Annotated in this window: 11 protein-coding genes; 10 read left to right on the forward strand and 1 reads right to left on the reverse strand. The window is 53.0% G+C overall.

Annotation, left to right across the window (positions count from 1 at the left end):
* Positions 1 to 14: 14 nt before the first annotated feature.
* The 8 genes from ACZF99_RS09750 (at position 15) to ACZF99_RS09785 (ending at position 9,817) form a co-directional block, all read left to right on the forward strand.
* Positions 15 to 1,760, forward strand: coding sequence for a class I mannose-6-phosphate isomerase (locus tag ACZF99_RS09750; RefSeq protein ID WP_483611240.1), 1,746 nt, complete (start codon positions 15 to 17; stop codon positions 1,758 to 1,760).
* Between the two features lie 299 nt (positions 1,761 to 2,059).
* Positions 2,060 to 2,968 (forward strand): ABC transporter permease, encoded by a 909-nt coding sequence (locus ACZF99_RS09755; protein ID WP_483611242.1) that lies wholly within the window; start codon positions 2,060 to 2,062, stop codon positions 2,966 to 2,968.
* Between the two features lie 32 nt (positions 2,969 to 3,000).
* Positions 3,001 to 3,921, forward strand: coding sequence for a carbohydrate ABC transporter permease (locus tag ACZF99_RS09760; RefSeq protein ID WP_483611246.1), 921 nt, complete (start codon positions 3,001 to 3,003; stop codon positions 3,919 to 3,921).
* Positions 3,922 to 4,015: 94 nt separating this feature from the next.
* Complete coding sequence (locus tag ACZF99_RS09765) at positions 4,016 to 5,680, forward strand: extracellular solute-binding protein (protein WP_483611248.1); 1,665 nt, start codon at positions 4,016 to 4,018, stop codon at positions 5,678 to 5,680.
* A gap of 35 nt (positions 5,681 to 5,715) precedes the next feature.
* Positions 5,716 to 6,699: a Gfo/Idh/MocA family protein gene (locus tag ACZF99_RS09770; RefSeq protein WP_483611250.1), complete on the forward strand. Its 984-nt coding sequence runs from the start codon at positions 5,716 to 5,718 to the stop codon at positions 6,697 to 6,699.
* A 17-nt stretch (positions 6,700 to 6,716) separates the two neighbouring features.
* The gene (locus tag ACZF99_RS09775) at positions 6,717 to 7,799 is read left to right on the forward strand and encodes a Gfo/Idh/MocA family protein (protein ID WP_483611252.1); all 1,083 of its coding nucleotides are present in this window, start codon (positions 6,717 to 6,719) and stop codon (positions 7,797 to 7,799) included.
* Between the two features lie 160 nt (positions 7,800 to 7,959).
* Positions 7,960 to 8,604 (forward strand): GntR family transcriptional regulator, encoded by a 645-nt coding sequence (locus tag ACZF99_RS09780; RefSeq protein ID WP_483611254.1) that lies wholly within the window; start codon positions 7,960 to 7,962, stop codon positions 8,602 to 8,604.
* A 43-nt stretch (positions 8,605 to 8,647) separates the two neighbouring features.
* A complete protein-coding gene (locus tag ACZF99_RS09785) occupies positions 8,648 to 9,817 on the forward strand; it encodes a helix-turn-helix domain-containing protein (RefSeq protein WP_483611256.1) in 1,170 nt (389 codons plus the stop codon).
* Positions 9,818 to 9,864: 47 nt separating this feature from the next.
* On the opposite strand, the gene ACZF99_RS09790 is transcribed toward ACZF99_RS09785, so the two are convergent.
* Positions 9,865 to 10,770: an RraA family protein gene (locus tag ACZF99_RS09790; protein ID WP_483611258.1), complete on the reverse strand. Its 906-nt coding sequence runs from the start codon at positions 10,768 to 10,770 to the stop codon at positions 9,865 to 9,867.
* A gap of 279 nt (positions 10,771 to 11,049) precedes the next feature.
* On the opposite strand from ACZF99_RS09790, the gene ACZF99_RS09795 reads away from it, so the two are divergent.
* Together ACZF99_RS09795 and ACZF99_RS09800 are read left to right on the forward strand one after the other, a co-directional pair.
* Complete coding sequence (locus ACZF99_RS09795) at positions 11,050 to 12,006, forward strand: carbohydrate ABC transporter permease (protein WP_483611260.1); 957 nt, start codon at positions 11,050 to 11,052, stop codon at positions 12,004 to 12,006.
* Positions 12,003 to 12,830 carry a carbohydrate ABC transporter permease gene (locus ACZF99_RS09800; protein ID WP_483611262.1) on the forward strand — a complete coding sequence of 276 codons (828 nt, stop codon included), beginning with the start codon at positions 12,003 to 12,005 and terminating at the stop codon, positions 12,828 to 12,830. The genes ACZF99_RS09795 and ACZF99_RS09800 overlap by 4 nt, the downstream gene beginning before the upstream one ends.
* Positions 12,831 to 12,836: the final 6 nt, after the last annotated feature.

Genomic DNA, 12,836 nt, shown 5'->3' on the forward strand with positions numbered 1-12,836 from the left:
GGAGCACTTTAGAGATGAAATACGGGAAATACCATAACTACGACTTGGAGCCGGTACTGGACATCCAGGGCTGGGATAACCATGCCTTTTCGGGATGGGGAGCCATTCGGAAAGAGTTGAGGCAACATATCGATAAATATCGGGTGTTTGTTTTTGATTTGTATCCGGGAACGGACAAGGAGGAAGTCGCTAAGGAGTTGGCGCTTCTGTCTCCGGCGCGGATGTTGGACTGTGAAACCTGCTTGTTGCCGCCGCCGCAATTGGAGCAGAGGCTTGCCCCCAGCCTGCCGCAAGACCCGGTATTCGGCGTCATGTTTTATGGCAGGTTGGAAAGTTGCTTTGACCCGGCCTCCCTCGATGCGTTGCGGACAGAAATCGAACGATCCGATGGTCCGATATTTCTCTATGGAACAGGCGCGTCGCTCGTGACCAAAGGGGATATGCTGGTCTACCTCGATTTGCCCCGTTGGGAAATCCAACAGCGCTATCGCCGGGGAATGCCGAACTGGCTGGCCGACAATCCCGATGCGCCTATCCTGGAAAAATACAAACGCGGGTTCTTTGTAGAGTGGCGCATGGCGGACCGGCATAAAACCGAGCTGCTGGGGAGCCTGGATTATCTGATCGAAACCACCTCGCCGGGCCGTCCAAACATGGTGTCCGGGAACGCCTTTCGCTCCGCTCTCAAGGCGGCGGCTTCGCGGCCGTTCCGTCTGAAGCCTTATTTTGATCCGGGGGTATGGGGCGGACAGTGGATGAAGGAGAACTTCGGGTTGCCCGAAGGACCGCCGAACTATGCCTGGAGTTTTGACGGCGTACCGGAAGAGAACAGCCTGTTGCTGCGTTTCGGGCAGGTTACTTTGGAGATTCCGGCGATGGACCTGGTGCTGTTCCGCCCCCGTCATTTGCTGGGCGAGCGGGTTCACGCCCGGTTCGGGGCGGAATTCCCGATCCGGTTCGATTTGCTGGACACGATGGGGGGCGGGAATTTGTCTCTCCAGGTCCATCCGCTGACGGAATATATCCAACAGACCTTCGGTATGCACTACACCCAAGACGAGAGCTATTATATCTTGGACGCGGCCGAAAACGGAGAGGCTTACGTTTATCTGGGACTCAAAGAAAATGTGGACAGCAAACGCATGGCGAGCGATCTGTACCGTGCGAACAGCGGGGAGGCGCCTTTCCCGGCAGAGGAGTATGTCAACAAAATCCCGGTCAACAAGCATGATCATGTGCTGATTCCTGCAGGCACCGTCCACTGTTCGGGCAAGGATACCATGGTGCTGGAGATTAGCGCGACCCCTTATATCTTTACTTTCAAGCTTTGGGATTGGGGCCGCATGGGCTTGGACGGTCTCCCTCGCCCCACCCATCTGGAGCACGGGCTAAACAATATCCAATGGGATTGGGACACGCCTTGGGTCAAGGAGAATCTCATTCATCAAGTGGAGGTGCTGGAAGAATCGGAACATCGTAAAGTGGAGCGAACCGGCCTGCATTCCCGGCAGTTCATCGAGACGATCCGCTACACCTTTTCGACGCCGGTAGAGTTGGCCTGCAAGGGCAGCGTACAGATGCTGAACCTTGTGGAAGGAGGGCAGATTACGATTTACAGCAAAACCGACGCATTTTCTCCTTTCGACGTGCACTATGCCGAAACAGCCGTTGTCCCGGCAGCGGTGGACACTTACTCGGTCCGGCCTTCGGGAATTTCGGAAGGGGAGACGGTTCGGATTATCGTTGCATCGGTGCGTTAAGTTTGTTATGCCTGAAAAGAGGGTGTTCCCAAGCTTGCTTTTGGGACGCCCTCTTTTTTATGTTGGATTTATAAATGTGCATATTAAACATACTCATTATGGATTGAGGATGATCACTTGTTGCAGCATCATTTCAGGAATTTTTCCTATAGCATATTGAATATATTCATTTATATAGAATATTTATTATTATATATGAAACCGCTTGCAAGAGAGGGGGGGAGTCGCGAGGCTGCCGGTTTTATGGATGGACCGTTCTATACAAGCGATCCGACGAAGATCCAGGAGGTGATCGGGGGATGGGGCCCAATAGATGGAGTAAAATTTGGCATTTCAGGCATATCTATTTGTTTTTGCTTCCGGCTATCCTTTGGTTTTTGGTGTTCGCTTACTATCCGATGTATGGCATTTTAATCGCCTTCAAAGATTTCAAATACAATTTGGGCATATTGGGGAGTCCGTGGGCCGGCTTTAAATATTTCGAACAGTTTTTAAACGATTCCAGTTTTTACGATGTGCTTCGCAATACATTGTCCATCAGTGCCCTGAAACTGATTTTCGGATTTCCGGCTCCGTTAATCCTTGCCTTAATGCTCAATGCCGTCATGCACGAAAAAATCAAGAGGGTGTTTCAAACGATTTCCTATTTGCCGCATTTCGTTTCGTGGGTTGTTGTCGTGACCTTGCTTCAAAAAATCCTGTCCCCGAACGTGGGGCTGATCAATGACATTCGCTATCAAATGGGGTTGGATCCGATCTTTTTTATGGGCAAGCCGGAATTATTTTATCCTTTGGTCGTCATTTCCGACATTTGGAAAGGGGTCGGTTGGGGTTCCATCATTTATTTGGCCGCGTTGACGAATATCGATCCGCACTTGTATGAAGCCGCGGAAATCGACGGGGCCGGCAGGTGGAGCAAGCTATTTAAAATTACGCTGCCGTGCCTAACGCCAACCATCGCCATCCTGCTGATCTTTTCCCTCAGCGGCATCCTGAACGCGGGCTTTGACCAAATTTGGCTGATGCAAACCCCGGCAACCCTAAGCGTTTCGGAGATCTTGGACACGTATGTGCTAAAAACCGGACTCCAACAAGGGCAATTAGCCTATTCCACGGCCATCGGCTTATTCAAATCGGCAATCTCGTTGCTTCTTATTGTGGCCGTAAATCATATTTCAAGGCGCGTGAGCGACGTATCACTATGGTAACAGGTCAACAAGGAGCATGAGGAGGTGCGCGGATGGGGGCGAAAAAGCTGACGCCGGCGGATCGAATATATATGACGCTGAACTATTCGGTGTTGTTTCTATTTTGCGCCACGGCGCTATATCCATTTATTTATTTCCTGGCCCTTTCGTTCAACGACGGCTACGATGCGATGAAGGGCGGAATCTACTTTTTCCCAAGAGTGTTTACGTTAGAAAACTATGCGAAGGCTTTTACCAACCCGCTGATCTTAAACTCGTTTTCTATTTCGGTCGCCAGGACCGTTGTGGTCACGGTGGGATCCGTCTTTCTGACGGCATTGTTAGCCTATGCGCTTGCGCGAAAAGGCTTGCCCGGAAGAAAATACATCGTTTTCTTCTTTTTCTTCACCACTTTGTTCAGCGGAGGCCTGATTCCGACCTTTATCCTGTTTCGGCAAATCCACATTCTGGATACGTTTTGGGTATTGGTGTTGCCTTCTCTTTATAACTTTTTCAATGCAATTATTATGAAAACTTTCTTTGACGGGATTCCCGAAGCTCTGTCGGAGTCGGCGCGAATCGACGGAGCCAGCGAGTTATCGGTGTTTGCCAGAATCATCCTGCCGCTCTCGATGCCGGTGCTGGCTACCATTGCTTTGTTTGTCGGGGTGGGCGTGTGGAATGACTGGTTCACCGGGCAGTTTTTTATCCAGAATGAGAAATTGCAGCCGGCGGCGACATTCCTGAACAAAATGATCAGTGAAGCGTCTTTCCAATCGATGACGTCGTCGTCGGGAAATAGCGGATCTGCGATTCAAAACATGACCGAAAGTCAGATGGAGCTGCGGGGAGTCACTCCGGAAGCCTTGAGAATGACGTTCGTCATTATTATTACGACGCCGATCATTTGTGTGTATCCGTTCCTTCAGAAATATTTCGTGAAAGGCGTCTTAGTGGGTTCGCTTAAGGAGTAGCGGGTATAAGAGGCCAAGCCTTTTATATAAAAAAAGTTCAATGAGAGGGGAGTGCAGTATGAGGAAGAACGGGTTAAGGAGTGTCCTTAGCTTCATGTTGATCGCTATATTGCTGTTGGCAACCATGACGGCATGCATGGGAACGGGCGGGAACGAGGGAGCGGGCACGGGCCCGAACGAGCCGGGGAACGCGAAAGAGCCGGGAACGGAAGAAATGAAGCCGGTCACCTTAACTTTCCTCAGCGCCTGGAACGGGGGAGGAGCCGCGTTCCCGCAGGATCAGGAGAATAATCCCGTGGCCAGGCAAATCCGGGAGCAAACCGGAGTGACCCTAAAGCTGGAATCCATCACGACAAGCGAAGTGGAAAAACTGAACACCCTGTTTGCTTCCGGCACGGTTCCGGATATCGTGAACGCCCCTTTCTGGTCGACCACAGGGGGGGAAGGGCAAGTCATCAAGAAAGCGGCGATAGAAGGACAGCTTCTGGATTTAACCCCTTATCTCGATAAATACCCGAATGTAAAAAGACTTGTGACGACCGGGATTGCCAAGGATTTTAACGAGTTCGATCTCAATGGCCCGGATTTTGCAGGAAAGACTTATCTCATTCCGACGGAAACCCCGGACGGAACCCCCGAGAGCATTCATAACTGGAATTACGGCCTTTTTGCCAGAGGAGATATTCTGAAGGCGTTAAACGTAAAAGCGGAGGATATCGATACGCAAGAAGAACTGTATGATTTATTGGTTAAAATCAGAGACGGCGGCTTTAAGGATATTGCCGGAAAGCCGGTCATCCCGGCAGGAACGATGTGGAACGGATGGGATTATGGCCAATTTCTTGCCGGTTGGACGGATTACAACATTTCGGACTACCGGGAGGTAGACGGAAAGCTGATCCACTGGACGCAATCCAAGGACCACGACGACAGACTGTTATACATGAGAAAGTTATTAACGGAAGGTTTGTTCGATCTCGAAGCCTTCAGCAATACGAGCACGACCGCGAACGAAAAGCTGACGACGGGCAAGCTTGCCGTATTCGGAGCTCAGCCCATGTTGCCCGAGTTATCCAAAACGCTATATAAGACGAATCCGGAAATGCAATACGAGCTGCTCGGACCGATGAAGAACAAGCGCGGCGAAATTCGGACGCAGGTGGAAAAGCCCGGCCGTTCCGGCTTCCCTGTCCTTTTCTTAAGCGCGAACATCAAGGATCCCGATGCGGCCTTGCGGTACATCGATTATGTCAACAGCGAGGAAGGCCGGTTGCTTTCGTATTTCGGGATCGAAGGAACGCACTACGCCCTGGAGAACGGGATTCCCCAATGGATTCCTGAGGTGAAGAAGCAGTTCGATGAAAACCCGGATCTGAAAAGAGATGCGGGGCTCAATTATCTTCCGGGAAGATTCATTGGCGCATTCTCCGATACCGTCGCTTGGCCCACGCCGGAAGATCAAAAAACGCAGTGGCAAAAGCTGGAGGAGAGCTTCTCGGCCAAAATGCCGATCAAAATTATCGATAAAGTCAGCGCCAGCTACCTTGCGAGAGAGTGGCCGAAATATCAGGAATTTATCGATAAAACGAGCAGTTTGAATTTCGATGAAGAATTTAAAAAAGCGCTGTTTGCAGGATCAGACGAAGAAGCCTTAAAGCTGCTCCATGAGGCTCAAGAAAAATTTAGAGCTGCCGGCGTGGAAGAAATGGCGGCGTTTGTGGCCCAAAAAGCGGCAGAACGAGATGATGTAGGGTTCTAACCCGATTCATCTTCAAGACGAAGGAGGGAACAGGCATGTTAAACGTTGCAATGTTAAGTAAATGGCATGTGCATGCGGAGGACTACGCTAGAAGGCTGCAATCCCATGGGAACGTGAAGCTCACGGCCGTCTGGGACGAACAACCCGAACGCGGAAGGGAATGGGCGGCCCAATTGGGCGCGGATTTCGAGGCGGATTTGGACACACTTTTGCGGCGGGAAGACATCGATGGCGTCGTGGTGGATGCTCCGACAAGCATGCACGCGGACGTCATGGTTGCCGCCGCTCAGGCGGGCAAACATATTTTCACCGAAAAAGCGATGGCGCTGACCACGGAGGAATGCAACCGGATTTCCGCAGCGGTGCGTCAAGCGGACGTCAAGTTTGGCATTTCCTTTCCCGCTCGCACGAGACCGCCCGAATTGTTTGCGAAGCGGCTGATCGAGGATCGGATTTTAGGAGACGTTACGCTTCTGCGCATTCGTAACGGCCACGACGGCGCTTTGAACAATTGGCTCCCGGAGTATTGGTATGACGAGAAGCAAACCGGGGGCGGCGCCATGATGGATTTAGGCTGCCATCCGATGTACCTCGCCAGTTGGTATCTGGGCAAGCCCAAACGAATCACCTCGATGTTTCATTATTTCACTCATCGTGCCGTGGAAGATAATGCGCAGTGCTCCATTGAGTTTGCCAACAACGCGGTCGCCCTGGTCGAAACCAGCCTGGTTACGTACCGAACGCCTTCCGCTCTTGAGATTTATGGGACGGAGGGCACTTTGATCATCTCGGATCAGTCCGTTAGAGTCACTTCAAAGCAGCTCGATTTTCCTTTTTCCGGATGGGTTTCACCGAATCAACTCCCTGCGGAGCAGCCGCTTCCGATCCTCCAATGGGTAGATGCCGTGCTTGACGATAAGCCGATGCCCTTCGGACTGGAAGAGGGAGCGAAGTTGACGGAGCTTTTGGAAGCGGCCTATGTCGCACATCTGGAAAACCGAACGGTGGAGTTCAAATAACCGGGGAGGGTGAGCCTATGAGAACTGTAAAAGTAGGGATTATCGGCTGCGGATTGATTGCGAATGACAAACATATGCCGAGTTTAGCGAAGGTGGAAAACGTGCAGATGGTAGCCTTCTGCGACTTGATCCCGGAAAGAGCCGAGGCGGCTGCGATAAAGTTCGGTACGCCGGAAGCCAAGGTGTTCACGAATTACAAGGATCTGCTGGCGATGGAAGAAATCGAAGTCGTGCATGTGTTAACCCCAAACCGTTCTCACGCCGCGATTTCCATCGATGCGCTCGAAAGCGGCAAGCATGTCATGTGCGAGAAGCCGATGGCCGTCACCGGCGCGGAGGCCAAAGCGATGTACGAGGCCCACCTGCGAACGGGCAAAAAGCTGACCGTCGGGTACCAGAGCCGGTCCAGCGCCAAAAGCCAACTGTTAAAGAAGATGATCGAAGGCGGGGAGCTGGGAGACATCTATTTCGCCAAAGCGGTCGCTACGCGGAGAAGAGGCGTGCCTACCTGGGGCGTGTTTTTGGATAAAGAGCAGCAGGGGGGCGGTCCCATGATCGATATCGGAACCCATTCCCTCGATCTGATCCTGTGGTTAATGGATAACTATGAACCGGAAAGCGTCGTCGGCAGCGTGTTCCATAAACTGAAGCATACCGAAAATGCCGCTAATGAATGGGGGTCCTGGGACCCCAATCGATTCGAGGTCGAAGACTCCGCGTTCGGCTACGTGAAATTCAAAAATGGAGCTACGGTCATCATTGAAACCAGTTGGGCCCTGAACCTTGCGGACGGCGGCGGCAATGTGCTGTGCGGAACGAACGGGGGCGCGGATTTTAGTCACAATAAACTGCGGATTAACGGCGAGCGGGACGGAAGCTTGTTTTTGAATGAGATCGAGGTGGACCCGAATGCAAGAGAACTTTTCCGGGGGGAAAAACTGACCGATTTCGAGTATGAAGCGAAACAATGGATTCACAGTATCGTAAATGACACCGAACCCTTGGTAAAACCGAGGGAAGCGATGATCGTGTCTCAAATCCTGGAGGCGGTATATCTGTCCGCCGAAACCGGGAACATCGTTTATTTGGATCGGGAATAAGAACGTGAAATAAGTTCTATCCCATGCAGTCCGCGAAGCTGGCGCTTCGCGGGCTTTTTTTGCGATCTCCGGTATCAGTTGCGAGGTTACCTTCATACAATGGAGATAAACGAATTATCGATAATCGATAAACGATAATCGAATGGAGACTGAGTAGGATATGCCAAGCAACGAGTTCGTCCCGTTGGTGAATTCCATAAGCGAACAAATTTATGTAACGTTGAAGCGGAAAATTTTAACCGGTGAGCTGTCCCCGGGAACCCGGCTCCTCGTGTTGGAGATCGCGGGCCAATTTCAGGTCAGCCAGGCGCCCGTGCGGGAGGCGCTGGAACGGATGAAGCAGGAAGGATTGATTACCGGCATTCGGAATAAAGGGTCGGTCGTAGCCAACATCACGTCGAAGGAAATCCGAGATCTGTTCGTTCTTCGCGAAATCATCGAAGGCTACGCCGTTCGCACGTCCATGCCTTTGTCGGAAGCGGATTACGCCGCGCTGGAGGCGATCATCCGGAGGATGGAGGAAGCCGTCGAACGTAACGACACACTGAGCATTCTCGAGTTGGATATGGACTTTCACGGTTTCTTCTACAGGCGCTGCGACAATCAGGCCATCCTGGAGCTGTGGAACCATATGCGGACGAAGGTGATGCGCTTTATGGCCATCTCCAATCGGCATTCAACGACAGAGATGCTGGCCGATTGGCACAGGATGCTGATTGATGCCCTCCGGACGGGGGACGGCGACATCGCCGAGGCGGCATTTATCGAGCATATGCACGCCTATAAATTCATTCATTTGGACTAGGGTTTGGCTCTCGTTCGTCATCTTATCATAAGGGGGAAGGAGTATGCTGAATGAACGTCTTTTGATGGACCACCAGGCGATCGCGACTTGGATGAGTGACCGCCTTCTGCGGTACCTGGTATCCGGGACAGCGGATTTGAAGGCGGATTTGAAGGAGAGTTTGACTCGGCTTCACTTGAATCCGTACTACACGTTTCCCACGATTGCGCTATTGGAGCCGACGGCTCCCGCCAACCATGAACACGACAAGCTGACTTATCTGGAGAGCTTGCGGGAATCGCTCCGGCAACGGATGCCGGGGAGCAGCATCGCTTTTCTTGACGGGGAAGGCCGACTCGGGCTGCTGTTCTCGTGGGTGTCCAAGGAGGTGCTTGACCGACTGCAGGATCTGCTTAAGGAACGATTCGATCCCCCCGTCAGCATCGGGATAGGGAAACCGTGCGGCCATTTGAGAGACGTGTACCTCTCCTACAGGCAGGCTGCATATGCGCTGCAGAACAAGTTCTACAGCGGAACCGGCCAAATGATCCATTTCGGCGAGCTTGTCCGTCTGGAACCGATCGGCCGCTACCCGGCGGATCGGGAGAAACAGCTGTACGGCCGTTTCCGCTCGGCGGCCTCGGAAGAGGAGATTGCGGAGGCTGTGGAATCGTTCTATTCCGCCGTGCTGGAGCAAGGACCGATCGATATCAAGTGCATGTACGAGTTAACGATCCGTCTGCTGGTCGGAATGGAGAGAAGAGTGCTCGCCGACGATGAAAATGTAGGCGCTTACAGTCCGTTCGAAGCGACCTCGCTGGTTAAGCTGGGAACGTTTGAGGAGCTGAAGCGTTACGTCTGCCGGTTTCTGACCGCATTGTGGAAGGTGGCCTCTCCCGGACAGAAAGAGAACCATCGCAGCATCATTAAGAAGACCCTTCACCACATGGAGCAAGAATGCCAATACGCTTCGCTGCAAAGCGTTGCCCGAAAGGTGTATATGACGCCGACCTATTTAAGCCTGCTCTTCAAGACGAATACCGGCAAGACGTTCATCGAGCATCTGACCGATATTCGGATCGACAAGGCGAAGGAAATGCTCCGGACGACCCACTTGAAAAATTACGAAGTCGCTGAGAAAGTCGGCTACCGGGACCCCCGTTATTTCAGCCAAATTTTCAAGAAGAAAGTCGGGGTTTCGCCTAGCGAGTATCGGGAATCGATAGGCCAATAAAAACAGGAAGCGGCACAGCGCACGCTTCCTGTTTCTTGGTTCCGCCTCTATAAACGTACGTCGGAACGGCGGCTGTCCGGATCGTTCCGGCGCGCCTCCTCGAACTCCTTCTCCCAGGTTAAATGGCGGTATTCGGCGGCCGCCTCGTCGCTTTGGAACCACCGGATGAAATCCTCCCACAGCGCGGTAGGCCAGGAAGCGTCGATCTGCGCGGTCGTATAGACGCCTTCCTTCAAACGGATGAAGCCAAACACGTCGCGGACCTGCGACTTCTCCGCCTGCTCCGCCGTCAGCTCGGCAAGGTGGGGCGGGATGAAAATGACGCCCGCCGGCGTTCCGAGCACCACGTCGCCGGGCAGGCAGATCGCCTTGCCGATCCGGGTCGGCACGTTCATGCCTACCATCGTGACATCGCCGATGGCCGTCGGGTCGCTGCCGCGGTAGTAGACGTTGATGTTCTTGATCTCGGCAACTTGCTGATTGTCGCGGATGCCTCCCCAGATCACGGCACCGCCCCGTTTGGTGCGGGTCGAAATGGCCGTGGACAGATTTCCGCCGACATAGGTGCCCAACTGGATTTTGTCGAACATATCGACAACCACGACGTCATCCTCAACCAGAGAATCGATCACCCATTGGTTAAAGAAGCCCTTCCTTCCCTCCTGCTCATGCCCGTAATTCAGCAGCGTTTCGTGAAGATCGGGCCGCTTTGGGACCATGACGGCCGTAACCGCCCGCCCCACCATCACCTGATCGGGATGGACGATCTTGAAGTCGCCTTCGAACTGAAAGGTATATCCGCGATGCCAAAGCGGCCCCCATGCTTCTTCCAGCGTAATTTTACGGATTCTACGCAGGACGTCGGCCGGTACCTTCGGCCGTCCGTTCTCAAATCGTTCGCCCTTCCACAGCGGCGTCAACTGAATGATATCTTCCGGGTTATCAAATTTCATTGAAGCGCCTCCTCTTAGCCGGGAAAATTTTGCCGTTCGACATGACTCTATTGTTAGGGACGGCCGCCGTTTTGTCGATGCGACTTTCTTAAGGCATTTGATCCGCCGAATCGTAATTTTTTCCCCGGTGTCGCCGGAGCTGCGGGGGAGAATTTCATGGATTTTAAAAAATCAAACAATATCATAATTTCGTCACCTTTAACCGTGAAAACGCATTCGCATACAGTAGTACTACAACATTTATCACATGGTGTATCGCAAGAGGGGAGGAATCCAAGGATGGCCGCACATACCAAAGCCGTTACCGAAGCGGGAAAAGCTGGACGCGCCGTCCGAAAGCGCGTAAGGACCGGCGCCAACCACCTGGCCGGTTATATTTTTATTTCCCCGTGGCTCATTGGCTTTCTATTGCTGACGTTATGGCCGATCGCGCAATCGTTGTACCTGTCCTTCACCGAATATTCGCTTTTGGAGGATCCGGTTTGGACGGGAACGAGCAACTACGTCCATATTTTTACGAACGATTCGACCTTTACGAAATCGCTTAGCGTGACCTTCACGTTCGTTTTATTCTCCGTGCCGCTCAAGCTGCTCTTTTCGCTGCTCGTCGCCATGGCGCTAAATCAGAAGCTGAAGGGGATGAACCTGTACCGGACAGCCATCTATTTTCCTTCGCTGATTGGCGGAAGCATCGCGGTCGCGGCGTTATGGCGCAATATGTTCGGGCTGGACGGCTACATCAATCAGGTGCTCGCCTGGTTCGGCATCCAGGGCGTCGGCTGGATCACCAACCCGGACACTTCGCTCGGCACGCTCATTCTGCTGAATACGTGGCAGTTCGGCTCGACGATGGTGATCTTCCTGGCCGGACTCAAGCAGATCCCGCAGGAGCTATACGAATCCGCGGCGGTGGACGGCGCTAATAAGTTCCGCCGATTTATCAGCATCACGCTGCCGATGTTGTCTCCGGTGATGTTCTTTAACTTAATTCTCGGTGTGATCGGATCTTTCCAAACCTTCACGTCCGCTTTCATCATTACGAAGGGCGGACCGGTCAATTCCACGTATGTGTACGCCTTGTTCCTGTACGAGAAGGCGTTCAAGCATTACCAAATGGGGTATGCCTCGGCGCTGGCCTGGATCTTGCTCGCCATCGTCGGGGTGCTGACCGCCATGAACTTCGCCGCATCCCGCTACTGGGTCTTCTACGAATCGGAAGGAGGAGGAACGAAATGAAGCTGGGCTCCAAGCTGACGAATCATCTGCTGCTGACCTTATTTTCGCTCCTCATGCTGTATCCGGTGATTTGGTGGGTTGGCGCTTCGCTGAAGAAGACGGAGGAGCTGAGCCTGCCGACGCTATGGCCGAAGACGCCGATGTGGGAGAACTACAGCAACGGCTGGCGGTATTCCAGCGATTACACGTTTGCCCATTTCTTCGGCAATACGCTCCTGATGGAGGCGGGGAACGTGCTCGGGGGCGTGTTGACCGCCGCCGTCGTCGCTTACGGCTTCGGCAGGCTGAACTTCAAGCTGCGGGGCTTCTGGTTCTCGGTTCTCCTGCTGACGATGATGCTGCCCGGCCAGGTGACGGTCGTTCCGCAGTATATTCTGTTCAACTCCTTCGGCTTTGTGGACAGCTATGTGCCGCTGGTGCTGCCGCATTTTTTCGGCGGAGGCGCGTTCTTTATCTTCCTGCTCGTTCAGTTCATCCGGGGGATTCCCCGCGATCTGGATATGGCGGCCAAAATCGACGGGGCGTCCGTTTACGGCATCTTCCTGTGGATCGTCTTTCCGCTGATCAAGCCGGCGCTTGTGACGGTGGCGATCTTCACCTTCATCTGGAGCTGGGACGATTTCTTCTCGCAGGTGCTGTATCTCAGTTCGGTCGACAAATTTACGGTCGGCCTGGCGCTCCGAGGATTCATCGATCAGTTTGAAATTCAGTGGGGGCAACTGCTGGCGATGTCGCTGCTGTCCGTCGTTCCTTCCGCTCTGATCTTCCTGTTCGCACAGAAGCATTTCGTGGAAGGGATCGCAACGACGGGGCTTAAAGGGTAGCTTAAG

This window comes from Paenibacillus sp. JL3B1040, from assembly GCF_057063165.1.